This is a genomic window from Sphingobium phenoxybenzoativorans, from assembly GCF_001757355.1.
In the GTDB taxonomy this organism is placed as follows: Bacteria; Pseudomonadota; Alphaproteobacteria; order Sphingomonadales; family Sphingomonadaceae; genus Sphingobium; species Sphingobium phenoxybenzoativorans.
Genome location: NZ_MINO01000029.1, coordinates 1 through 22,325 on the forward strand (window position 1 = coordinate 1; position 22,325 = coordinate 22,325).

28 protein-coding genes are annotated in these 22,325 nt (G+C 62.3%); 25 read left to right on the forward strand and 3 right to left on the reverse strand.

The window, feature by feature from the left end; genetic code table 11:
- Positions 1–1,967: strawberry notch C-terminal domain-containing protein (locus BHQ40_RS14065; RefSeq protein WP_171905856.1), on the forward strand; the 1,967-nt coding region annotated here is incomplete at its 5' end.
- Between the two features lie 66 nt (positions 1,968–2,033).
- Here the strand turns inward: BHQ40_RS14065 and BHQ40_RS14070 are convergent.
- Entirely contained in the window at positions 2,034–2,999 is a 966-nt protein-coding gene (locus BHQ40_RS14070) for a Ros/MucR family transcriptional regulator (protein ID WP_070156500.1), read from the reverse strand.
- Between the two features lie 164 nt (positions 3,000–3,163).
- Here BHQ40_RS14070 and BHQ40_RS14075 point away from each other — a divergent pair, with 164 nt between their 5' ends.
- The 18 genes from BHQ40_RS14075 to BHQ40_RS26855 all read left to right on the forward strand — a co-directional run bounded on the left by BHQ40_RS14075 (position 3,164) and on the right by BHQ40_RS26855 (position 14,632).
- Positions 3,164–3,667: a hypothetical protein gene (locus BHQ40_RS14075; RefSeq protein ID WP_070156501.1), complete on the forward strand. Its 504-nt coding sequence runs from the start codon at positions 3,164–3,166 to the stop codon at positions 3,665–3,667.
- 115 nt (positions 3,668–3,782) lie between these two features.
- Positions 3,783–4,244 carry a hypothetical protein gene (locus BHQ40_RS14080; RefSeq protein ID WP_070156502.1) on the forward strand — a complete coding sequence of 154 codons (462 nt, stop codon included), beginning with the start codon at positions 3,783–3,785 and terminating at the stop codon, positions 4,242–4,244.
- A gap of 68 nt (positions 4,245–4,312) precedes the next feature.
- Entirely contained in the window at positions 4,313–5,017 is a 705-nt protein-coding gene (locus BHQ40_RS14085) for a hypothetical protein (RefSeq protein ID WP_070156503.1), read from the forward strand.
- Between the two features lie 3 nt (positions 5,018–5,020).
- Positions 5,021–5,296 carry a zinc finger domain-containing protein gene (locus tag BHQ40_RS14090; protein ID WP_070156504.1) on the forward strand — a complete coding sequence of 92 codons (276 nt, stop codon included), beginning with the start codon at positions 5,021–5,023 and terminating at the stop codon, positions 5,294–5,296.
- Between the two features lie 45 nt (positions 5,297–5,341).
- A complete protein-coding gene (locus BHQ40_RS14095) occupies positions 5,342–5,656 on the forward strand; it encodes a hypothetical protein (RefSeq protein ID WP_070156505.1) in 315 nt (104 codons plus the stop codon).
- 11 nt (positions 5,657–5,667) lie between these two features.
- The gene (locus BHQ40_RS14100) at positions 5,668–6,681 is read left to right on the forward strand and encodes a deazapurine DNA modification protein DpdA family protein (RefSeq protein WP_070156506.1); all 1,014 of its coding nucleotides are present in this window, start codon (positions 5,668–5,670) and stop codon (positions 6,679–6,681) included.
- Positions 6,682–6,781: 100 nt separating this feature from the next.
- Entirely contained in the window at positions 6,782–7,978 is a 1,197-nt protein-coding gene (locus BHQ40_RS14105; RefSeq protein WP_070156507.1) for a DUF932 domain-containing protein, read from the forward strand.
- A 10-nt stretch (positions 7,979–7,988) separates the two neighbouring features.
- Positions 7,989–8,606, forward strand: coding sequence for a hypothetical protein (locus BHQ40_RS14110; protein ID WP_070156508.1), 618 nt, complete (start codon positions 7,989–7,991; stop codon positions 8,604–8,606).
- A 102-nt stretch (positions 8,607–8,708) separates the two neighbouring features.
- On the forward strand, positions 8,709–8,915 hold the full coding sequence (locus BHQ40_RS14115) for a hypothetical protein (protein ID WP_066044522.1): 207 nt from the start codon (positions 8,709–8,711) through the stop codon (positions 8,913–8,915).
- Between the two features lie 73 nt (positions 8,916–8,988).
- Complete coding sequence (locus BHQ40_RS14120; protein WP_070156509.1) at positions 8,989–9,861, forward strand: Mom family adenine methylcarbamoylation protein; 873 nt, start codon at positions 8,989–8,991, stop codon at positions 9,859–9,861.
- A 101-nt stretch (positions 9,862–9,962) separates the two neighbouring features.
- Positions 9,963–10,262, forward strand: a complete 300-nt coding sequence (locus BHQ40_RS14125; RefSeq protein ID WP_070156510.1) for a hypothetical protein — start codon at positions 9,963–9,965, stop codon at positions 10,260–10,262.
- Between the two features lie 344 nt (positions 10,263–10,606).
- Positions 10,607–11,101 carry an RNA polymerase sigma factor gene (locus BHQ40_RS14135; protein WP_070156512.1) on the forward strand — a complete coding sequence of 165 codons (495 nt, stop codon included), beginning with the start codon at positions 10,607–10,609 and terminating at the stop codon, positions 11,099–11,101.
- A gap of 57 nt (positions 11,102–11,158) precedes the next feature.
- Complete coding sequence (locus BHQ40_RS14140) at positions 11,159–11,845, forward strand: DUF5983 family protein (RefSeq protein ID WP_070156513.1); 687 nt, start codon at positions 11,159–11,161, stop codon at positions 11,843–11,845.
- A gap of 11 nt (positions 11,846–11,856) precedes the next feature.
- Positions 11,857–12,369 carry a hypothetical protein gene (locus BHQ40_RS14145; protein ID WP_223806385.1) on the forward strand — a complete coding sequence of 171 codons (513 nt, stop codon included), beginning with the start codon at positions 11,857–11,859 and terminating at the stop codon, positions 12,367–12,369.
- A 41-nt stretch (positions 12,370–12,410) separates the two neighbouring features.
- A complete protein-coding gene (locus tag BHQ40_RS14150; RefSeq protein WP_070156514.1) occupies positions 12,411–13,544 on the forward strand; it encodes a phosphoadenosine phosphosulfate reductase domain-containing protein in 1,134 nt (377 codons plus the stop codon).
- A gap of 110 nt (positions 13,545–13,654) precedes the next feature.
- Positions 13,655–14,116, forward strand: coding sequence for a hypothetical protein (locus tag BHQ40_RS14155; protein ID WP_070156515.1), 462 nt, complete (start codon positions 13,655–13,657; stop codon positions 14,114–14,116).
- Positions 14,117–14,133: 17 nt separating this feature from the next.
- Positions 14,134–14,454, forward strand: a complete 321-nt coding sequence (locus BHQ40_RS14160) for a hypothetical protein (protein ID WP_070156516.1) — start codon at positions 14,134–14,136, stop codon at positions 14,452–14,454.
- A 49-nt stretch (positions 14,455–14,503) separates the two neighbouring features.
- On the forward strand, positions 14,504–14,632 hold the full coding sequence (locus BHQ40_RS26855) for a hypothetical protein (protein ID WP_255420425.1): 129 nt from the start codon (positions 14,504–14,506) through the stop codon (positions 14,630–14,632).
- Here BHQ40_RS26855 and BHQ40_RS14165 read toward each other — a convergent pair.
- Positions 14,600–16,906, reverse strand: a complete 2,307-nt coding sequence (locus tag BHQ40_RS14165) for a tyrosine-type recombinase/integrase (RefSeq protein ID WP_139139308.1) — start codon at positions 16,904–16,906, stop codon at positions 14,600–14,602. The two genes, BHQ40_RS26855 and BHQ40_RS14165, sit on opposite strands and share 33 nt — an antisense overlap.
- A complete protein-coding gene (locus BHQ40_RS14170; RefSeq protein WP_070156517.1) occupies positions 16,858–17,922 on the reverse strand; it encodes a tyrosine-type recombinase/integrase in 1,065 nt (354 codons plus the stop codon). The genes BHQ40_RS14165 and BHQ40_RS14170 overlap by 49 nt, the downstream gene beginning before the upstream one ends.
- Before the next feature lie 310 nt (positions 17,923–18,232).
- Here BHQ40_RS14170 and BHQ40_RS14175 point away from each other — a divergent pair, with 310 nt between their 5' ends.
- The 6 genes from BHQ40_RS14175 to BHQ40_RS14200 all read left to right on the forward strand — a co-directional run bounded on the left by BHQ40_RS14175 (position 18,233) and on the right by BHQ40_RS14200 (position 22,292).
- Entirely contained in the window at positions 18,233–19,618 is a 1,386-nt protein-coding gene (locus BHQ40_RS14175) for a hypothetical protein (RefSeq protein WP_070156518.1), read from the forward strand.
- A gap of 46 nt (positions 19,619–19,664) precedes the next feature.
- Positions 19,665–20,009, forward strand: a complete 345-nt coding sequence (locus tag BHQ40_RS14180; RefSeq protein WP_070156519.1) for a DUF5983 family protein — start codon at positions 19,665–19,667, stop codon at positions 20,007–20,009.
- Positions 20,006–20,212 carry a hypothetical protein gene (locus BHQ40_RS14185; RefSeq protein WP_223806386.1) on the forward strand — a complete coding sequence of 69 codons (207 nt, stop codon included), beginning with the start codon at positions 20,006–20,008 and terminating at the stop codon, positions 20,210–20,212. Before BHQ40_RS14180 ends, BHQ40_RS14185 begins: the two co-directional genes overlap by 4 nt.
- A gap of 50 nt (positions 20,213–20,262) precedes the next feature.
- Complete coding sequence (locus BHQ40_RS14190; protein ID WP_070156520.1) at positions 20,263–20,619, forward strand: hypothetical protein; 357 nt, start codon at positions 20,263–20,265, stop codon at positions 20,617–20,619.
- A 138-nt stretch (positions 20,620–20,757) separates the two neighbouring features.
- A complete protein-coding gene (locus BHQ40_RS14195) occupies positions 20,758–21,726 on the forward strand; it encodes an adenine nucleotide alpha hydrolase family protein (RefSeq protein ID WP_083276931.1) in 969 nt (322 codons plus the stop codon).
- Positions 21,723–22,292, forward strand: a complete 570-nt coding sequence (locus BHQ40_RS14200; RefSeq protein ID WP_253183360.1) for a hypothetical protein — start codon at positions 21,723–21,725, stop codon at positions 22,290–22,292. Before BHQ40_RS14195 ends, BHQ40_RS14200 begins: the two co-directional genes overlap by 4 nt.
- Positions 22,293–22,325 lie beyond the last annotated feature (33 nt).

Here is a 22,325-nt window from a genome sequence, read left to right on the forward strand (position 1 = left end):
GGTCGGCATTGCTGATCTCGATGAAGATGCCGACGGTCTTCAAGGCGATCGAAACCGAACTCTCGGCCGGCAACGTCGCGGTTGTTCAACTTGTCAGCACCGCCGAGGCTATCCTCGACAGGCGGCTGGCTGAAATCTCTCCGCAAGAACGCGCTCATCTCGATCTGGAACTCTCGCCCCGAGCGACCATGATCGACTACCTCAAGAACGCCTTCCCGACACAGCAGATGCATGTCTTCGCCACCAGCGACGGTTCGCTCCGATCAGAGCCGATGCGTGATGAAGCGGGCAATATGGTCGAATGCGCCGAAGCCTTGGCCACGCGCGATGCGCTGATCGAGGAACTCTGCGCCATGCCGCCGGTTCCGGCTGCTCTGGACGCGCTGCTCGCGCATTTCGGTACGAGCCAAGTCGCCGAGGTGACCGGCCGATCGCGTCGCATCGTCATCGGCAGCGACGGTTCCCAGAAGCTTGAACGGCGCGGCGCACGCGCCAATCTCTCCGAGACCCAGGCATTCATGGACGGGCTGAAACCCATTCTTGTCTTCTCCGACGCCGGTGGCACCGGTCGTTCCTATCATGCTGACCTGACCTGCAGGACGGCCGACAAGCGCCGCGTCCATTTCCTGCTGGAACCGGGCTGGCGGGCCGATGTCGCGATCCAGGGTCTGGGGCGCACCCATCGCACCAATCAGAGCATGCCGCCCGTGTTCCGGCCGGTGACGACCGACTGCAAGGGCGAGCGACGCTTCATCTCGACCATCGCGCGCCGTCTCGACAGTCTGGGCGCGCTGACACGCGGGCAGCGCCAGACGGGTGGCCAGAACCTGTTCGATCCTGCGGATAATCTGGAAAGCGACTACGCGCGAGAAGCCCTCACTCAATGGTATCATCTTCTCCATGGCAACAAGCTCTCGAGCGTGAACATGGAGCGCTTCCAGGGCATGACCGGCCTCAAGCTCACCGACGAGGACGGCACACTTCTGGAGAAACTGCCGCCGATCCAGCGCTGGCTCAACCGTATCCTCGCGCTCAGGATCGCGACCCAGAACGCGATCTTCGATGAATATATGGGCCTGATCCAGGCGCGCATTGATGCGGCGCGCGAGGCCGGCACATTCGACGTCGGGGTCGAGACCATCCGCGCCGAACAGATCATCACCCGATCCGAGCAGACGCTGCGCACCGATCCGGTGACCGGGGCCGAAACCAGGTTGCTGCGGCTCGAGCTTCATCTGCGCCCGCGCGTCATGCATTGGAAGCGGCTGATGCAGATCTGGGACGGCACGAGCGAAATCGCTTATCTCTGGAACAGCCGGTCCAAGCGCGTCGCTCTCAAGGTGCCGTCCTGGTCGATCACGGACGAGGAAGGGCGCATCGTGTCCATGTGCCAGCTTGTTCGTCCGACCGGTGGAACCCGCATGCAGGAAATCGCGATGTGGGCCAGCCTCTGGAAAGAGATCGACCGCGACAAATTTCAGCAACTCTGGGAAGCCGAAGCGAACGAGGCGGAAGCCAAGGTCGATATCGAAACCGTCAACGTCGCGACCGGGCTTCTCCTGCCGGTATGGCACCGACTTCCACAAGATGATGTCCGCGTCTGGCGGATCGACGATGGTCAGGGAACTTCGATCCTCGGGCGGCTCATCCCTGCGGCGGCGATGGCGGATCTGCAATCAGCGTTTGGTCTCGACGGCACGATCGCGCTAACCGCTGCCGAACTTGGCGCCGCCGCCCAGAAAGGCACGGGTATCGCAATCCCAGGCCTGGGTGGCGCGACAATGGCAACCGCGCTCGTCAACGGGTCACGTCGGCTCGAAATCCGCAATTACCGGCCGGAGGATCGCGAACGGCTTAAGGCGCACGGCGTGTTCAGCGAGGTCATTCAGTACAAGACCCGGCTGTTCATTCCACTCGACCGGTCGAACGAGGTCATCGAGGCGATCCTGGCGATGACGCGGACCTGACCCATCTGAAGTCTGATCGACACTTGAAAGGCGGTCCGGGAACTCTGCGCGCCCGGACCGCATCGATCAACTTGCCGCGAGCGGGGTTTCCGGCGTGGGCTCAGCCGCTGGAGCCGCTTCAGCGTCCGTCTTTTTCGCCCGAATACGCTTCGGCTTTGGTGCCGCATCCGCGCTCACGACAGGCGCCTTGACCGTAGAGCCCGTGGAGACCTTGCGCTTAGGCTTTTCTGTCGCGGGCTTCGGTGCCGCCTCTGCAGCCTTGACCGGCGGGTGACGCTCCTGAGCGGTCTCTGCTGGGAGCGTGTCGGCAACGGAAGACTCTGTTGCCTCGGCAACCAGGGAGGCAGGCTCGCCCGCGGCTACAGGCGCTGGAGAGGCCTTACGCTTAGGCTTCTTGGCCGCAGGCTTCGGTTCGGCCTCCACCGTCTTGGTTCGCGGGCGACGTGCCGGCGCGGCCTTTGCCGGGGGTGTCTCAGAAACAACAGGCTCGGTCGCCTCGGTAACTGGGGGTGAAGACACTTTCTCGGCAACAGGCGAAGGAGAGTTTTTACGTTTGCCGCCGAGGCCCAGCTTCAGTGCGACTTCCCTCCGGGCCGCCGAATATCCGCGCGCAACCAACGGATAGTCCGCCGGAAGGCCATAACGGCCGCGATATTCCGCAGGGGTCAGCCCGTGCGCTGACAGATGTCGTTTCAGGGCCTTGTAGGGCTTGCCATCAATCAGGCTCAATATGTGATCGGCCGAGGCCAGGCTTTCCTCAATGGAGACCATCGGCTTATATTCCGGCACGGGCACCGGCGTCGTCGGTGCAGCCGCTGACGTTTCGGGCGCCGCCACGGGCGTCTCCTGCGCAACATCTTCAGTCGCAGGAGCGGCGGCTGGTATCGCAACAGGCGCGCCGCCCAGGAGGGCCCGCCGTGTCCCCTCCACGAGCGCCGGCAATTCGCCACTCGGCACCGTGTTGTTCGCGAAATAGGCGCTGAGTAACGTCACGGTCAAAGACATGACGCCCGAATCTTCGGCTTCGGCCATGTAACATCCTTCTTCTTGCTGGAAACACAGGTCTTGAACCAGACGCTCTTGCGCAAGCGTAAACGAACTCGTGCCTTCATTCGGTGCTCAAGTCAAAGGGAGGGGAGGAGGGTGGATGTGGGTGGCGCGGCAATTGGGCTGCCCACTATGTTCATGGAGGCCCCATGGCCGACCACTTCATCCAGGGCTCATTCGCCTTCACCTGCTCGATCGCTGAAGTCGCGCTGATCGAAGAAGCATGGCAGCTTGCCGCCGATCTCATGGGGGATTTTAAGCCCGACCCCATCAGTGACGAATTGAAGGCAGTCTTTCCGCCGACCATTGGCGATAAACCGCTGAGCGGGTTTACCGCCATCTTCGATGACGCGAACTTTCCCGACTTCGGCGCCGACATTCGGGTCGCGAATTCCATCGAAGATCCGAAGACCTGCACGGTTACCATCTACAGCACGATCGATTTTCAGCCCTGGCCGATCGCCGGGGTGATCCAGCGTTGCTGCCAATCGTCGCTGGCGATTGCCCCGGTCGGGTTCGACTGGAGCTTCACCTGTACCAAACCCTATCTCGACAGTTTCGGCGGAGGGTGGTGCGCGGTTTTCCCGGACCGGATCGAAATGGAATTCACGCGGGAAGCGCTTTCAAAGGCGCTTGAGGGAGGCATTTCATGACCCACCGTGATCATTGGGAAGACGATCCCGACCATCCCATCGACGACTGGAAAACCGAGGTCGCTAACGACGATACCGTCTTGGCTATTGCGCATGGATCGACGCCCGGTCGGAAATGCTCGCCTCTGACGACAATCCTCGAACGACCAACGCCGCACCGCGTCGTGACGCCGTTCGAATTCGTGCAACCGATCGACTGGGCAACATCGCCTATATCCACCGTGAAGCGAACCGCCCGATGCGGTGCACACTCGCAAATGGCGTGTCCGCGGCGCTCTTCTACGCCGGCATCACAGTCGATGAAATGACGTGTCGCTTCGCGCTCGACGATTGCGAAACAGCCGACCAGGCGCTCGCGATCGTCAGGCGCTACGGGTCGCTCGATCATGGCTATTGCCACGCCGGACCGCCGCCGGGCTGGGATAGTTCAACGGCATCTCCAACAGCGCTTCATCTGCTCTCAAACCTGCTTGGCGCGATCGATCGCCTGGCGGCCACCACGCCCGAGGTCGCGGGCCAGATCGATGAGGTCGCCGTGAAGCGCGCCCGCGCCTTCATCGCGATGGAATTACCATAGGGGCCCCTGAGGCCTGACAACAGCCGGCCGCAGCACCGGCCGCCACAGCTTCAACACGGAGAAAAACCATGATCGACGTTTCGACGCCGGGCGCGTCCACGCGCCTGTACAGCCAGACCCCGTTCGATGAGCGGGGCAACTTCCATTATGAGGGCGACCTCTATCGAACCGGCGACAATCTCTCGACGCTCGCCGCGCGCATCGACGGTCATCTCAAGACCAAATTTCCCGACACGCGCTTCGCGATCAAGACCGAAAAATTCGCAGGCGGCCGCAAGATCATTGCCGAGATACTCGACACGCCAGCGGACCTTACCGGGCGTGACGCGCAGAACGACTTTTTTATCGCGGTGCGCGACCAGATGGAGCGCTTCGGCTATACGCGCTCCAACCTGCTCCAGGATTACCACACCTGCTCCTTCTACTGCGAGGCACGGGTCGGGCAGGCCTATTGGGCAGCATTGGCCGCGCGTCGGGGAGCAAAGAATCCCGTCGAAGCCAAAGTCTCCCTTGCCGCGTTCAAGAAGCAGGTCAGAGCCGGTGACAGCCTGAAGCTCGTCGATGCGCCAGCCGGACACCGTTCGCTCGGAACGACGAGAGCAATCACACAGGTTCGCTCAGGAGATCTCATTCTCGAGGGCCGCTCCTATCTGAGCTTTCCGCGCGCCTCCGCCTTCGCCTGCGACGGGAAGCTCGTGCGGATTTCGAACGGCTCGGAATATGATCCCGATTCACATCTGCTCTATGAGTGGCTGCGCCGGGACGCCGCCTGAGCCATGGCCTTCATCGTCAAGGGACCGGCGGTCTGCAACAAGCCAGGCTGCGGCAAATGCTGGGACGTCGATCCCGTATTGCTTGTCCCATGCCCGGATTGCCACGCGCCCGCAGGCGCTGGCTGCCGGCGCCCCAGCGGCCACAGCGGCCCGTTCGTCGAACTTCATGCCGCTCGCGACCTCCTCGCAGACCGCGAGGGCAAATATGGCCCATGCCCCCTCGGCATCTGCGGCCGTGCAGTCTGTGACCGTCAGTCGAGCCTGCCGCTGTTCGACTGAGCACAAGCCCACGTTTTGTCTCCTCCATTATCTTGAAAGCGAAAGATGCCCGACACTCTATTCCATCAATTTGCCGACAGCGAAGGTTGGAGCGAGGCCACACAAATCGGCCTTCTCCTGCGCTATATCGGCACGCAGGACGATCTGGCCACCTTCGCCGACTTTCTTGCCCACTGCCGCGACAGCGAACCGGGAGGCGTGACCGACCCGGCGGATCGCTTCATGTGGGAGGTCATCGAAAGGCTCGGCAATCCCGGCCTTGCCCTCAATGCGGCGTTCCAGTCCTTTTGCGCCAACGCCTTCGACCTGTTCACCCCACGCCAGGCCGCCGAACGCTGGTGCTGCTGGTCGATCGGATAGCGAGGTGCCCCATGACGATCGACATCATCGTCGGCCTTCCACACCTGGGCAATGGTACAATCCTCAAGCGCGCCGTCGACATGCGGGTGCCAACGCTGATTTCGGCCAACGCGCTCTCGCGCTGGAGCCGGCGCAAAGGTTGGCCGGAATGGCAGGGCTGGAACCTCGGACAACTCGACAATGCTCGCGGACTGGCCAGCCTCTCACTTGATTCCGCCGGGTTTGTCGCCATGGCACGCTATGGTGGTTTCCCCTGGTCGACCGGCGACTATCTCACGCTCGCGGCGAGTTATCCATTCCACTGGTTCGCCAGCATGGACTATTGTGTCGAGCCCGAAATCGCCTGCGACCGCGAGGAAGTGCTCGATCGGATATCGCGCACGATCCGCGCCAATTTCGATTGCCGGTCGGGCGCGCGCGATCTCGGCATCGAGCACCGCTTGATGCCGGTGATCCAGGGGCGGCGGCCCGAGGATTATGAGCGCTGCCTCGACGGCCTCGCACTCGACTATGGTCGTACGCCCCTGATCGGCGTGGGCAGCATGTGCCGCCGCCATGCCTCGGGTCCGGAGGGGCTGATCGCTGTCTTCGATCATCTTGACCGAATTCTGCCGAAGGGGGTCATGTTGCATGGCTTCGGAATCAAGGGCACCGCTCTCTCCCATCTGAAAGGGATCGAGCATCGGATCGCCTCGATCGACAGCCAGGCTTATGGCCAGGCCGCAAGGCACGATGCCTTCGCGCAAGGGATCCCGAAGACCGACACCCTTGTGGCGCAGCACATGCAGGCATGGACGGCCAGCCAGTTCGCGCGCCTTCGCGGGGCTCCGGTGCTCCGCCAGTCCGAATTATTCCTGCCACAGTCGGATCCAACCCCGGCCGACCCCTGGGAGCAGGCAATTGCTCAGGCGCGCGCTGAAATCCGTTCTCTCGTCGAGGACGGCGACATCGGCCACGAGGACGTGACGACGCTCTGGGTCGAGCAATGGGCGGCCGACATCTACCGGGACAGTATCGCACGCTAGCCCTGAACCGAGGCGCCACGCGCCGGGATGGGAGGGAAGGGGGTGGGGAAGGGTTGGCCGGTTCGAAACGGATCGGGCCGTTCCAACCAGGAGATGTCCCATGGCAACGCTTGCCCAGCATATCGACGCGCCCCAGGTCTCGGGCGCCTACAAGGTCGACATATCCCGCGGTCGCAATATCGGACGGGTCTCGTCCGAATGGTATTCGCGTCCCGACGACGAGAAATTCCTGTCCCTCGACGATCTCTATGAGAGCGTTCGACGCCGCGCTGACCGTGCGCGCACACGCATCGTCGAAAGCCGCGACGTCCGCGTCGAGGCGAGCATGGACAATGCCGAGCGCCTCAGCCTCATCGTTCCCGGCGAAGCCGAGCCGATCGCCCCCACCAACTGGTCGTTCGGTCAATTGTCGAGCCTCGTGGGCGCTCCCGCCTCCTATCTGCGCAACCTTCCCGCCGCGCTCGCCGGCATCAATCTCCAGCATGGCCTCCTTAGCCATCGCGGCGAGCAGGTGAAGCTTCTCAAGACCCATGAGGGTCGCGCTGAATTGCGGGCAGTTACCGGACCCGATTACGGCCGGATCTGGGACCATGAGCTGGTCGCGGCTGTCATGAAGATCGCGGGCAACGGCGTTTCCGATACGCGCTGGAAGGTTCCGGGCGTGCTCGACTGGCGCTCGATGCGCTATAACCCCTATGTCGACGTCACGCACGAGACGACGACCCTCTATGCGTCGGATCGCGACGTTTTCCTGTTCCTCGTCGACGACACGCATCCGATCGAGGCAGGGAAATTGCCGAATGGCGATCCCGATCTCTTCTTTCGCGGATTTTATTGCTGGAACTCAGAAGTCGGCTCCAAGACATTGGGAATTGCGACTTTTTATCTGCGCGCGGTTTGCATGAATCGTAATCTTTGGGGCGTCGAAAATTTCGAGGAGATCTCCATCCGCCACTCGAAATTCGCTGCCAACCGCTTCGCCCATGAAGCAGCGCCCGCACTCGAGACCTTCGCCGACTCCTCGGCCATGAGCTTCATCGAAGGCATCAAGACGGCACGCGGCCGTATCGTCGCACGGTCCGACGAGGATCGCGACTCCTTCCTGCGCAAGAACGGCTTCTCCAAGGCGGACACCGCGAAGATCATCCAGTCGGTGATCGCCGAAGAAGGCCATCCGCCCGCCAGCCTGTTCGATTTTGTCCAGGGCATCACCGCGCATGCACGCGCGAAGTCCAACCAGGACACGCGGCTCGAGATCGAGGGCAAGGCGCGCAAGCTCTTTGCCAAGGCGAACTGAGGAGGACGCCGTGCCGAGCTTCACGATCGAAAGCACCTACCGGCTGCCGATTTTCCGGCACCGGACCTATCAGGCGGCAACCGCCGAAGATGCCTGCCGGCTCGCCGTCCAGGACAACGACTGGGAAGGCCAGAAGGAGGACTATGAAAATAGCGGCGCCACTTACCTGACTGGTATCTGGCCCGGTGTGGATAGCGCCTATGCGGCCCCCTCGCTGGCGTTACCTCCCGGTTTCGCCGAAGGTGATAATCCGCCGCTGGCGAACGGGACGAAACCGGTCACGCCAACAGCGGCTCCGCTCATGCCGCGCTGTCGTCATTGCGGCAGCGCGGACATCTGCCGGGACGCGAACGCCATCTGGGACGAGACCACCCAGCAATGGTCGCTGCTCGCGACCTATGACAGCCAAACCTGCGAGCGATGCGGCGCGGACAGCAACAATCTCGCCCTCTGGGTCCCGGTCGCCGAGGCTGGCTCGGCCACGGCTTTCCTGTGGGAAGTGATCCAGGCGCTGGAAACCACGTCCCTTGCCTGGGAAGCCGAATTCCAGCGCTTCTGCACCGAGAGCCATGGCCAGCTGACCGCTGATGAAGCCGCCGCCCGATGGCGCAGCGCCGCAGGCGCCTGACCATCGAGTCCGGCCCAACGGGCCAACCTTCAACACCCGTCCACCCCGAGGCGGCTTCGACCCAGGTCGGAGCCGCCCTTTTCATATCGAAAGGATCCGATCATGCACGCATCCGCCCAGGTCGAAATGCAGACCTTCACCGTCACCGTTGAATTCTCCAGCGGTGGCGAACCCTACGCGACCGAGACCTATACGGTCGAAGCGACCGACTGGTATCGCGCCCAACGCGACGCGATCGAGATGTCGGTCTCCAGCCCCTACGACAATGCGCGCATCCCCGATCTCACGCGTCGCGTGATCGCGCAATAGGCAGCCCGGCTTACTCCCGCCGCCGATCGCGACGCAGCGGGAGGAGTCGCGACCGCAACCGGAGTTGCCGCTCATGATCATCACCAGAAGCCAACGCTGGCGCGATCGGCGCTGCCGCTGGGTGCCCGGCGCCACCGAGATCGATCCCCGGCGCTTCGCCGTCGATATAATCGATACCGTCAAACAGGCAGCACCTTTCGTACGCCAGCATCACTATGCCGCCTCGATGCCTGTCACGCGCCTGTCGGTCGGTCTCTTCCGAAACGGCGCCGGTGGGCAATCCGACCTGGTCGGCGTTTGCGTCTTCGCCCACCCGGTCAACAATGCCAGCGTCCCGAAATCAGCAGGTCTCCCCGATCCGCGCAGCGCCTGCGACCTCGGGCGCCTCGTGCTGCTCGATGACACAGGCGGTAACGCCGAAACCTGGATGCTCTCGCGCGCCTTCAAACTGCTGCGTCGCGAGAAACCGGAGATCGTGTCGGTCATCTCCTATGCCGATCCGATCCGTCGCACCGACGAACAAGGTCAGGTGTTCATGCCCGGCCATGTCGGCACGCTCTATTGCGTGATGGGCAGCCGCTATACCGGACGCTCGTCAGCGCGCATCGATCTCATACTGCCCAACGGCCAGCCGATTTCGAGCCGGGCGATCTCCAAGATCCGCAACGACGAATGCGGTCAGCGCTATGCAGCCGAACAGCTGGTGGCCGCCGGTGCTCGGGCCCGTCGTTCGGGCGAAGATGCCGCCCACTGGCTCGCCGATCTTGAACGTGTCGGTTTTCTGCGCCGCCGGAAGCACCCGGGCAACCACACCTATTTATTTCCTTTGACGAACGCCGCCCGGATCGCCGCCCGCAAGGTGCCAAGCCTGCCTTACCCCGTGCTCGATCGCGCGGCGACCGGGGGTGACGTCACCGTACTGCCGTTATTGGCTCATGCCGCTTGACCGTAATGATATAAAGGACGTGATCCGTCTGGCGGCGCAATGCGCGACTATTATGATTTTCCGACCGCTTAAATGATAAAGCGCCGACGAAGGAGAACCAAATGCCGTTCCGTGAAGGTCATATTTATCCGCTCAGGAATCCAGAACGGTTTATTGCGGCATTGGGCGAGATCATTTGCCATCGCCGGACGCCCCTTCTCGGCATGGCCCTTGAGCTACCACCCAGCGCATTCAATCACGCGCTTCTCGCATATTATGGACCAATCCCGGCGGATGCAGTCACGCACGACGCCTTCATCACGACCGATCAAGGCGAGGTGCACCCGAATATGGATAAGCCGATTTCCATTCGTCTCGATGATGTCGTGCTGGAGGAAGGCCGGCTCCTTCGTCGCGACTGATCTAACGTCCCTTCATCCGTGATTTCCGCACGCTGATGACGATAATATCGTCGGAACAGCCGGGTTGCGCTTCCGACATGCTGTCGCCCGTTAACGGCCGTAACATGACGGCTTCCGGAACGGACCAAACCATTTCTATCTGTTCCCACTCACCAATTCGGCGCGGATCGCGCCGCCGGCGGTACCTAGCCTGCCTTATTCCATTCTCGATCGCGCCACGCCCGCCGGAGACGTGACGGCGCTCCCGCTGCTCGCCCACACAGCCTGACGCACGCGTATCCAGCCGGAGGGAAGGGGGCAGGGATGGGTGCCGGTCAGGGATCGGCGCAACGGAGAACCCCACCATGCCCGACCATGACGCCCGCGCCCTCCTTGTCGAGGCGCTCGATTTCTTCAACGACCATCCCCGCTTCAGCCTGCGACGCGACCGGCGTCGGACGAGCTACGAGCTTGCCGCGCGGATCGACGCTTTCCTTGCGCCGGACACGGCCGTTTACCCCATCGTGGCTGCCGCCCGCGAACGCTGGGCTACTGCCCATATGTTGCGCATCGACCCCGACGAGCAAACGGTCCAGCGTGATGGCGACGGCTATTGGGTGCGGGCATGGGTGCGCGTTGATGCAGCCGGTCTGGACGAAGCCGGTGCCGCGCAGATCGACCGATACGCCAGCGCGTTTACCGCACTGCCAGAGATCACCCGCCAGGTTTTCATGGCCGATCTACTAGGCGACGAAGATTTTACCGCGATCGCGGCGCGCCTCGGCATCACCACGCACGAGGTCGAGCAGCATATCGCCGACGCGCTCGTCGCCATCAGCCGGGCGCTCGACCGGCGCTGATGACACGCTCCGGTCGGACGCCCCGCCGCGCACTCGACACATCCCAAGGAAAGAATCATGACCCAGACGACAAGGCACGATTTTGCGCGCCTGCTGGCCCGCGCTCGCACTGCGATCGCCGACGCAAACCCGGCAGGACATATCCTGTGCGACGAATTGGCACAGGCCGAACGGCTCGTGGAAAACCACGTAGTTCCCTGGTCGGCGGATATCCACGTCGCGTTCATCGACCATCGTCATGGAGGCGATCTCTATGCCGCCTTCACCCGCGAGGCGTTAATGGCAGAGGTCGCCTCATTCTGCCGAGAATGGTGGTCGGAGATACGCGACACGCGCGATCCCGCGACGCTCCCTGATGAAGACGCAGGGTCGATCTACTTCGACGCGCACGAAGAAGAATATCTCTGGACCGAGCGCATCTCGGTCGACGCGCCGCCGATCGGCTCGCCGAAGGCATTACGCGTCGGTCGCCATCTCGTGATCAGCACCAGCCATATCCGTCCCGCCACCGCCGACCTTCTCGACCAATGGGCGCCGATGGTCCCGGAATCGCGCCCGCTTGGTGTCGCCGAGGCCGGCTATGGCTGGTTCGTCCTCACCGATCCGCTCGACGGCCTGGAACGGGAGATGGTCCCAAACGAGCTTTGGGCCGCCATCGAATTCGCGCGCGCGCAGGGCTGCCGCTGGCTTCTTCTCGACCGCGACGCGGATTGCATCGACGGTCTTGAGACCTTCGAGTGGTGAGGGCCCCTGCGATGACCTGCCGCTCCTCCAGGGCCGAGGTTCGCAATCCGGTCCTCGGCCTTCCCGCCGCACGCCTCCTCCAGGCTATGCCAGCCGATACCCGCACCTTGCTCGCAGTGCTGCTGCTCGACCTTGCCGCCGACGCGCGCCACCGTTCGCGATCGAGCTGGGAGAGCCGCAAGGTGTTTGTCGCTGCCTACTGGGCTACCGTTGCCGTCTATGCCGGACATGTCGCCCGGGTCCTCGGCGGGATCCGGCAACGGGGTGCTTCGCGCAAACCCTTTCGCATCGCCCAAAAAGGCTATGCCGAGCTTGCCGCAGCGAGCTGGAAGGAAGCCTCCGACCTCTATTGCGAGCGCCGCGACCGATTGGGTCTGGGCGCCAGCATGTACCCCGAGGCGCTGCTGTTGGTGGCCGAAACGCCTGTGGGGCGAATCAGCTATAACGGCCGGATCTGGATGCCCGGCGACTGGGAGCCCGGCACGGAGCCCCTCTACGACAACAGGTTGCCTGCCGGACACTGACTGGCGCGCAGTCGCGCCGATCCACCGTGAGGAGACACCGCATGGGCGCAGCTCTTGCGCGCGGCTTGCTTGCCGCGCCTGATGATCCTTTGCCTGCGATCGACGATAGGGTCATAGCCGCCGCGCGGCGCGGAGCCTGGTTCGCCTTCAATCTCTCGGGCGGCAAGGATTCCACCGCCTCGGCCCATGCCGGACTCGCGCTGCTCAACGCCCTGGGCCATCCGCGTGATCGCCGGATCGCGATTCACGCTGACCTCGGCCGGGCGGAATGGCGCTCGACCCCGGCGATGGTCGCAGCAATCGCCGACAGGCTTGGGCTGCCCTTGCTGGTGGTCAGCCGATCGGCAGGCGACATGGTGAGCCGCTGGGAGCAACGCTTCCTGTCGGGCAAGCGCCGCTACGAGGCGCTCGAAACCTACAATCTCATCGGACCCTGGTCCTCGGCATCGCTGCGCTTCTGCACGTCCGAGCTGAAAGTCCAGGTGATCGGCCCTGACCTCGCACGCCGCTATCGGGGCGAAACCATCGTTTCGGTCATCGGCCTGCGCCGCGATGAAAGCCCGAGCCGTCGTGCCACGCCGGTCTCCCGTGCCGACGAACGCTTCGCAAAGCCGGGCAACGCCGCCGGCACGCGCATGCTCAGCTGGCATCCGGCCGTCGACTGGAGTGCCAACGATGTGTTCGGCATTCATAAGCGCCACGGGCTGCCGTTGCACGAAGCCTATGTCCAATACCGGACAACCCGGCTGTCCTGTGCTTTCTGCGTGCTTGCATCGGCGCACGACCTAGCTGCCTCCGCTGCCGCCCCTGGCAACTTCGATCTCTACCGCCATCTGGTGGCGATCGAGGCGGACTCGACCTTCTCCTTTCAGCCTCAACGATGGCTCGCCGATGTTTCGCCTCGATGGCTGTCGGCCGCACGTCTTCACGAGGTCGCGCGTGCCAAACTGCGAGCCCAGGAACGCAGGGCGCTCGAAGCGGCCATGCCCCCGCAGTTGCGCTATGTGAAGGGCTGGCCACCCCGCATGCCGAGCATGGCCGAGGCCTCGCTGATCGCGAAGGCCCGCGCGCCGATCCTGGCCCATCACGGCCTTCCTGACCATTTCCCTGACGCTGCCGCGGTCCAGGCCCGGTTCGCAGACCTCCTCGCCGTGAAGTCCGAACGGTCCCGCTAACGAGCCGGAGGGGAGGACTTTTTTTGAAGGGGCGTCGGGCGAATTTCGCTCGGCGATCTCCCTGCTGCCGAACGCGCAGCCCCAAGCCTCCACCATCAAAGGAACAACCAATGGACGTCATCGTCTCTCGGTCCCGCACCCCGGGCACCGCCTCGACCTACCACTATCGCGCCCTCGTGCCGCTCACCGAGGTCGCGGCCCGGCGGCGCCCGCGCTGCGTCGTCATCCAGGCCCAGATCGGCAATGGCCGGGTGCCCTCGACCCGCATCGCCGACGTCGTAGCGCCCGCTACCTGGTATGAACGTGAGTTGGCCACGCCCCTGGGCCTTGCCGCGCGGCTCAACCTGGTCGCGCGGCGAATCGAGGCGCTCATCATCCACACCGTCTTTCCCGAGATGACCGCTCGGTTGCCCCCCCTGATGCTCGCCCTGGACTTCGATCCCGGCGAGGCCAGCTACCGCGTCGCCGTCGCCGATCTGAACGCAGCCTTCGACCGGTTCGCGCCCGGCATCGACACGCTGATGGCAGCCGATCTCGGACTCTACCAGGGCTGCGACCTGCGCGCCGCCTGACATTGAAAGGACCCGTCATGGCTCAATATTCCCAAGCCAGTCTCGAGACCGCCGCCTGCCTCTGGGAGGCAGTTCTGACCTTACGCACCAGGCCGATCACCGATCCCGATGCGATCGGCTTGGCTCCCGCGATCGGCAAGTCGTTCGATGCGCTAGGAACCGCGGCGCTGCGACTAACGGTGATTGGCTGGGCCGATGCCGTCGAGGCTGCCTGGCGCGAGGTCCAGAACGATTATCCACTCTGCTTCGACTGGGATTTCGTTCCCGACTGGATCATCGACCACATCGACTGGACCGATCCGTTCCATCCCGCCGTGATCCAAAGGGGAGGGGGATGAGGGCTCATGTGGCGGGGAATTGGTCTCCGCCAGACAGGAGTCGCATCCCATGTCCTTTCCCGCCATCATCCGGCCCGAGGTCGGCCAGTCGCTCATCACCAAGGTCTCGCGCCTGTTCAACGGCACGCTCGGCGACGTGCTTCAGTTATGTGGAATTACGAGTCACGCGTTTTCTTGAGGTTTTCTGGGCCTTTTGCCGCAGCTCGGCCGGGGTCGGACCGGACGGGGTAGGTTCATCATCGAGACGCGCCAGCAAACGATCGATAGCAATGCGATCGCCATCGGCGGCTTGTTGCTCTTCGGCAGTGACAGGGATTGCCTTCAGGAAGTGATCGACGTTGTCCTTTGCTTCCAGGAGCTGTCCTCGCGACGATGCTTTTGGAATGTAGAAGTCGCATCGCGCGCATGCCATCCGATGCGGGCACCTGTCGAAGAACTCGAAGCTGCACCAACCATGTCCGAGATCATAGTGAAGCCAGGGGACACCCTCCTGCGGATTTTTCATTTGATCGCGGTCGATCAAAACTTTGACCACGCGAGCGTTGCGCTCGAAATACCCTGCGTCGGTATACGCCTTGGCCAGCTTCGTCGGCGTGATCTTCACGTAATGCTGCGTCGAATGCGGCGACCTATGGCCAAGCCACTCCTGAAGTTCCGAGAGCGTCATCGGTTCTTCACTGTTGAACAGCTGGCTGGCAATGGTGGCCCGTGCGCGATGACTGGTGAGTTTGCCCCGAACATCATGATCGGGGATGCCGGCCTTTCTACATAGAATTGGAATCAGTCGGACATTTATGAAGCCGTTGGCCATCGGGATGGCTCGAAATTGGAACAGGAATTGGACAAGGTCGCCAGTTTTAGGATCAGGGTATGCCGGTTGGACCGGACGTATGGCCTGCCATGCTTCAATCGCCTCGCCGACAGCCGGGTCAACAGGCTTGGTATAGCAATTTCCGGTTTTGTGATCGGGAACGTCCAACAAACAGATCGGCGGGCCCTTGCCGGAATCCATGGGCTGCCAGCGGATGCAACCAAGCCGCAACCGACGGATTTCGTTGTTTCTCAGCGCTGCGAACAGCCACACGACCGCTATCGCGCGTATATATTCCACGTCGAAAAGCAGGCCGCTGCTGTTAGCGCGAGGAACATCGGACTTCTCGAGATTGAGGCCGGCCCAAAGCAGACGCGCCCACAGATCATCGGCAATCACTCGGGGCTTGGGGCCGAGTTTAGCGCGGATACTTTGCGGTATCGCAAAACTGCGGCCCGGATCGAAGGAGCGTTCAATCCAACCCCATTCCTGACAATCATAGAAAAAGCCACGGACCTGGCAAATCAAGCCTGCGATCGTGCTTGCTTTCACCGCTTCACCCGCCCGCGGGTGCGGCGCTGCCGGTGCCACATATTGACCGACGCGCAATTTGGCCATCGCTGATACGAATTCTGCCGCAACTGTGCGCGTCCATTGTGCGGGCGATACGATCTCAGGATGATGGGCAGCCAGCCAGCGCCCAACCTTATAGAGTGTGGTTCGATGACCTCGACGGGTTTCGATAGTTGTCGTTTGCGTCCAGCGTTCAATCCAACCGCACCATTCGTCTGCCACACCGATGTGTATGCTTTCTATTTGTTTCGTTCTCGGCGGCGCACGCTCGAGCGGCTGTTCAAGGATGCCTTGATTGGCCAAGACTTTAGAAATCGCGTAATAATAGCGCCGCTCCACGTTTGATCCCTCGGCGCGATAAAATTCCAGAATCTCCGGATTCAAATCTTCGAGGCGCGGGCTTCGATTCACGAGCAGAACCGATGACACGAACAACTTCATGTATTTCGGATCGATACGATAGCCCCACCGGACGAGAGGCGTCGTAAGCCGCTCGATCGCAGATGCCACCGACGCGCTACCAAAAATTCGGTTAGCCAACGATTTCCTGTGTGTTGAGGCCAACGTCGAATAGCTGGTGAACCAGTTGTGGAGATAGGCGATCGCTGCGATGTCCACACGGACGCCAGTAGCTACCTTCCTCTTATTTCTGTCGAAGAAATCGTGCGTTGTGCGGCCGAGCACTTTTGCCCAATGCTGTTCCTTCCAGCCCCAATATGTACGATTCAACAAGAGGCACTCTCTCAGGAGCACCATCATTGCATCGTTTGGGGCCGCCGCCTCCGATCCAATGATAGCGAGCGCGTCTTCGATTGGTTTCATCAGACGTAGGAGCTGCTCCCGCTCCTGCGTGCGATATTCAAAGCGGCTCCATTGGCCCAGCACGCGCTTTTTCAGCCACGCTTGAATGGCTGAACGCTCTCCCACGGTGAGCTTCGGCGATCGATCATATTCGGCCGTTGCGAGTGGATTCGGCCAATGCCGCGTAGCGGGCTCGGGATCGTCCATTGTCTGCGGATTCATTGGCCGCGCTCCGGGCTGCTTTCGACCAACATGCGCGTTCGCCATGCGTGGATCTGCTCCATGGAGCCGGCCAGTTTTCTGGAGAGATCCCTGCCAGAGAGGTGGATATACTGCTGTGTGGATGCGAGGTTCCGGTGTCCGGCGAGCTGGGCGATCTCATGTATGTCCCAACCTACGCGAGCCAGATCGGTCAGACAAAGATGGCGCAATGTGTGGGTCGAAAACTTATCGAGGTCGGCCGCGACCGCGATGCGCCTGATCACCTTTGACCAGGTCCACAGCGTGATGGGCTTTCCGTAATTTCGACGCGATTCAGAAAGGAAGAGCCTGCCGCGATCACGGCCCACCCGACGTCGATGCTCAAGATAGGCGGAAAACAAAACACCGGCGGTTTCCGAGTAGGGAACAATACGGTCTCTGTTGCTCTTGCTGGTTTCGCCCCGGATCAGGATCAGACGATGTGCCGGATCGATGTCGCGCGTCTCAATGGCGCAAAGTTCCTCGCGTCGCAGCGCGGCATCATATGCGATCGCCAGCATGCATCGATTACGGATAGGTTCACCTTTGGCGCACAGGAGAAACCGCTGCCATTCTTCATCCGAAGGGATCCACGGTAAACGCTTGTGCCGCCGGATCAGACCGCGGTCGCGCTTTGAACTGAACGGCCTGTTCGGGACAAACCGGCCACGTCCAACCGGATTGTTCGTACGGATGCCCTCTTCAACGAGGTAGTCGAAGAACAGACGAATGGCTGTAAGCCGCTGTTGCAGCGTGGCGCTGGAAAGGCCGGATGTAGATTGCGTTGCGTCCTGTACCGACATCCTGGCGCCGGGAAGCATCCGCAGATGACCCACGTAGTTGGCAATGTCGGGCCGGGTTGCAGAGATCGCCGCAACCTCGTTGTCCTCGCACCATCGTAGGAACTGCTCGAGACCGCGGCCATAGGCCTCCACGGTATTGAAAGCCAACCCGAGCATGTGCTGAATATCGAGCCACTCTTTCCCCTGGGGATGCCCGAAGGAAAGCGGAAAAAGTTGCCATCGGATATTCACAGCGGTCATGTGAGTACCCCGTCCGGTCCGACCCCGGCCGAGCTGCGGCAAAAGGCCCAGAAAACCTCAAGAAAACGCGTGACTCGTAGGTCTTAGCTTCTCACGCCAAGCCACGAATTCCAAATAACATAACGAACTTTTCCAGAATAGCCGTCGCGCCGGTGCCCGCGCGATCCATGTCGCGGTTTACAATCTCCCAGCCGGCACCGCACTGTCCATCTACGATGACGGCTCCGGGATCGACGATCCGGCCAACCTCCTGAGCCTCGGCGATTCGGGCTGGCAGGAGGATATTCGGACGCGCGAGGATCCCGCCGGCATGGGGGTATTCAGCCTCGCCGGCCGGGATGTGGTTGTCCGCTCATGGTCGAAGGCGGCGGGACGGGGTTGGGCGGTCCATATCCCGGCTGACGGCTGGGAAGGGGGTGTGCCGCTCGCGATCCAGTCGTGCGGGATCGTGCACGGCACCGAGATCCAGATCATGCTGCCGCCCGCCTGGGATGAGCAGCTTGGGTCGGCGCTGCGCCTCGCGGCCCAATATTTCCCGCTCCCCGTTCATTTCGAGGGCGCGCAGCTTCCGCGCGAGGACTTTCTGGCCGGCGCCGACCAGATCGAGGAATGGGAAGGCTGTCGTATCGGCATCTTCCATGACGGTACCATGGAGGCAGTCCATACCCCCCGGATCAATTTCCACGGCGTGACGGTCGCTTCCAGACTTCCCGCCCTGAGCGAAATCGAAAAGCCTCTTAACTGGCGAGTGCGGGTCGATATCGTCGATGCGCCGGCGCTCCAGCTCGTGCTCCCCGCGCGCAAGGAAATGGTCGAGAACGACGCGCTGTGCCGGCTCAGGGAAGCGGCCGAAATCGCGCTTTACCGCGCCATCTGCCGCGAGAAATCTCATCGGCTCTCCTACGAGGCCTGGGCGCGTGCCCGCGACCTTGGGATTGCTCTTCCCGAAGCCGACCGCTGGCTCAATGCCTGGACGCCGAACATTGCCGACACGTCCAACCGATACCAGGGCGCGGCCATTCGATCGGGCCCTATGATCATCATGTCCGACCACGAACCCGACATCGAGCAAGCGCTTGCCCGCGCACTTGCGAACGAAACACCGCTCGGTGGTCCCCTGGTTCACGAGAACCGCGATTTCGAGGACTATCGCTGGTATGACGAATTGCCGCGTCTCCTGTCCTGCAGTTTCACCGTGCAGCGCGATGGCGTCCTTCATCGCTATGCCGACGATATCGCCCTGCCCGAAGAATTTGAGTCCGGACCGGTCGAGAATATCTCCGCCGAAATCCTTCTGCGGTCCGGCGGCCCGTCGCCGGCAGAACCAACCATCTACCGCGTGCCCACGGACATGCTGGTCTGCAACAATGCCTGCTGGACGCTCGACGAGGCGACCATCCTCTTTGACGGCAAGGCCAATGTGCAGCCGCACGCGCTTGCCGACCTGATGCACGCCAGTTTGTTCTGCTATTCTGACGATTGCGGGCACGATAGCTGGGATACGCAATCGCTCGCGTTCGAGCATGAAGCGCGAAATCTCGCCAACCTGTTGCTGCTGGGTGAGGACGAGGCGCTTCTCGCCCAATTGCGCGACGCGGTCTTCGAGCACGTTCAGTGGCTCATTCCCGACAACCGCAGCCTGACCATCTCCGGCGACAGGACGACGATCTCGCTTTCGCTGGATCAAGCGGCCTGAGCCCGTCGCTCCAGCCGTAACCAAACCATCTCGAAGGAGATCCCTGATGCGCCATGCCACACTCTTTGTCTGCTCGACCGCTCATTTGCCTGTCGCCGAGCGTCGTCACATCGATCACCTCATCGCCGTCGCGCCACGCGGGCCGGACGGACGTGTCGAGGTCGGCCATCTCGATCTGGTGATCGAGCCCTATGCCTACGGCTTTTTCGTCCACACCAGCGTCGTCGGGTGCGGCGGTGAGGCGCCCGACATCAGCCAGGAGTTCTGGGCGATCCTGAGTTCGGCATTCGACAGGGATGCCTCCTGGGTCCTGTTCGACCGCGACGAACCCACCTGCTCCGAACTGCCCATCTTCGCGGACCCCAACCAGCCCGAGGAGCACCAGTCATGACGGACCTCTGCTCGATGCAACCCTGTTCGTCCAAACGCGCAGCACTTGCGTCCTTCGATCATGCCTATGCCGTCGCGCTCCGGATGCGGCACGAGACGGGCCGCCCCCAATTCGTGCTGCGCACCGGTGATCCGCTCCAGCCGTTTCGCGTCTCCAGCACGGGGCCACAGCACCGTCAGGCGCTGATGACGCTCGTCGCCTGATCCGGCGCCTGCACGTGCCGGCAACGGCTCTCTTTAACGAGGACAACCACATGAACGATGGAATATTGCGTCAGTCCGCAAATGAGGCCTGCGACGCGCCACCGCCTGCCATCCAATATCTGGACCTCACCGAAGATGAGTTTGTGGACAGGTTCCAGCCAGTGCCCAATCATCTCCTCGCAACGGCGGGGTTCGACTTCGGCCGGGGCGGATGCCTGTTCGAAGCCTCCGGCCCGGACCTCAAATTCATCCGCTCGCAACCTGCGGCAAATGTCTGGACGATGATCGAGGGCGACGACGGTCTCGAGATCACCGATGGCATGCACGCCGTCAATCGCCTCGGCTATCTCCTGACCGAGCAGCCATGTCCCCCCGATACGATGGTGAGTGTGCCACTCGACTTCTAAGCGGCCACTCCTCCCGTCTCTCGGGGCCTCGGGAGCCAATTGATCGTCGCATTCCGGCCGCCCGGCCTCCGGGATCAGGCGCCAACCGTCACGGCGACGTCCCTTATCGGCTCCCGACCTCCTTCCTGGAGATCAGCCATGTACGATCCGAAGCGACCGCCGACCGCGGCGGCGAACGACGACGCTTGCCTTACTGTCCTATCCGGCGTCCCTGTGATTGCCGCATGGGGCATGGGCGTCGACAGCACCGCGATGATCATCGAATGGGTCGCGCGGGGGCTGCCCCTGTCCGCCGTCCTCACAGCCGACACCGGGGTCGAGCGCGAGGAAACCTATGCCTTTCTGCCGATCTTCCAGCGCTGGATGGACCGGCATCATATCGAGCATCATGTCGTCCGCTATGTGCCGAAGCGCTTCAAGCACTGGCCGCCCTATTTCTCGCTCCTGGAGAACTGCCTCACCAACGCGACACTGCCGTCGATCAGCTTCGGCCGCCACAGTTGCAGCCAGAAATGGAAAATACAGCCCCAAGATCAATGGGTTAATTCATGGGCGCCGGCGCAGAAAATATGGGCTGAAGGTGGCAAGGTTGTCAAGCTCATCGGCTACGACAGCTCGCCCGCCGATAGTCGCCGCTATGCCCATCGCGAAGGCCATATCAGCGACCTGTACGACTATCATTATCCGCTGCGCGCCTGGGGTTGGGATCGAGACGCCTGCATCGCGCGGATCCGTGCCGAAGGCCTGCCCGTGCCGATCAAATCGGCTTGCTGGCTTTGTCTCGCGCAGAAAACGGGCGAGTTGATCACCCTTCCAGGCTGGTGCCTCCGCCTGATCATATTGGTGGAGGCTCGCGCCGCTCCGCGCCTTGTGACGGTCGAGGGTCTGTGGCGCAAGTCGACGCGTGAGCGCCCCGGCTCGATGACCCACTTCATCCGCGAACGCGCTCTGCTGCCTGCTTCCGAAATAGACGCGATCATTGCCGGCGCACCGGTTGATCTGATCGACTTCCAACGGGTCGCGGCCCAGATCCCACTCGCCGAACGACCGACGATGCGGGACTGGATCGATCGGTTCAATGCGGGTGTCGAACGGCTCGCGGCATGACGATACCGTCAATCTGTCTGCGACTGTTGTTGACTGCCAAACGGCTTCACCGAAAAACTCTCTTCATGCGACTTATCGATGACCTGGCCGCCGCGAGGCTCTATTATCACCGGCCACTCCCGACATTGCCGGATATCCTGCTGATCGACATCCCACCTCGCTTTTCGGGCGGAGGTCTGGCACTCGGCCGCTACTACCCCGTGATCCTCGAAAGCCTCGCAGAAATGCACGAATTCGAGGCATTTTTGTGCGAGCCGCGGACGACCCCGGTAGCGCCCGCTCTTCTCGACCGGCGCCCGTCTGCCTTGCGCACCCGTGACATCATCTTCGCTCGCTATGAGCCTCAGATACCGAACTGGCCCTGGCTGCTCATCTGCTTCTGGCCACAATCCTACACCGCCATGGTGCTGCCTTCCGCCGACACCTTCGCGCGGGGCAGCTATACCATCGATGCCTATTCCACCGAGGAAGAACTCACAGACGCTGAGCTTAAGCTTCTCGCTACGCTCGGACCCGAGCAAGCGCGCATCGTTCGCTCGGTGGCAACCCGCCTGGGAAATGCCTGAAAGTCACGCATCAGGCCATGCCAATGCACGCAC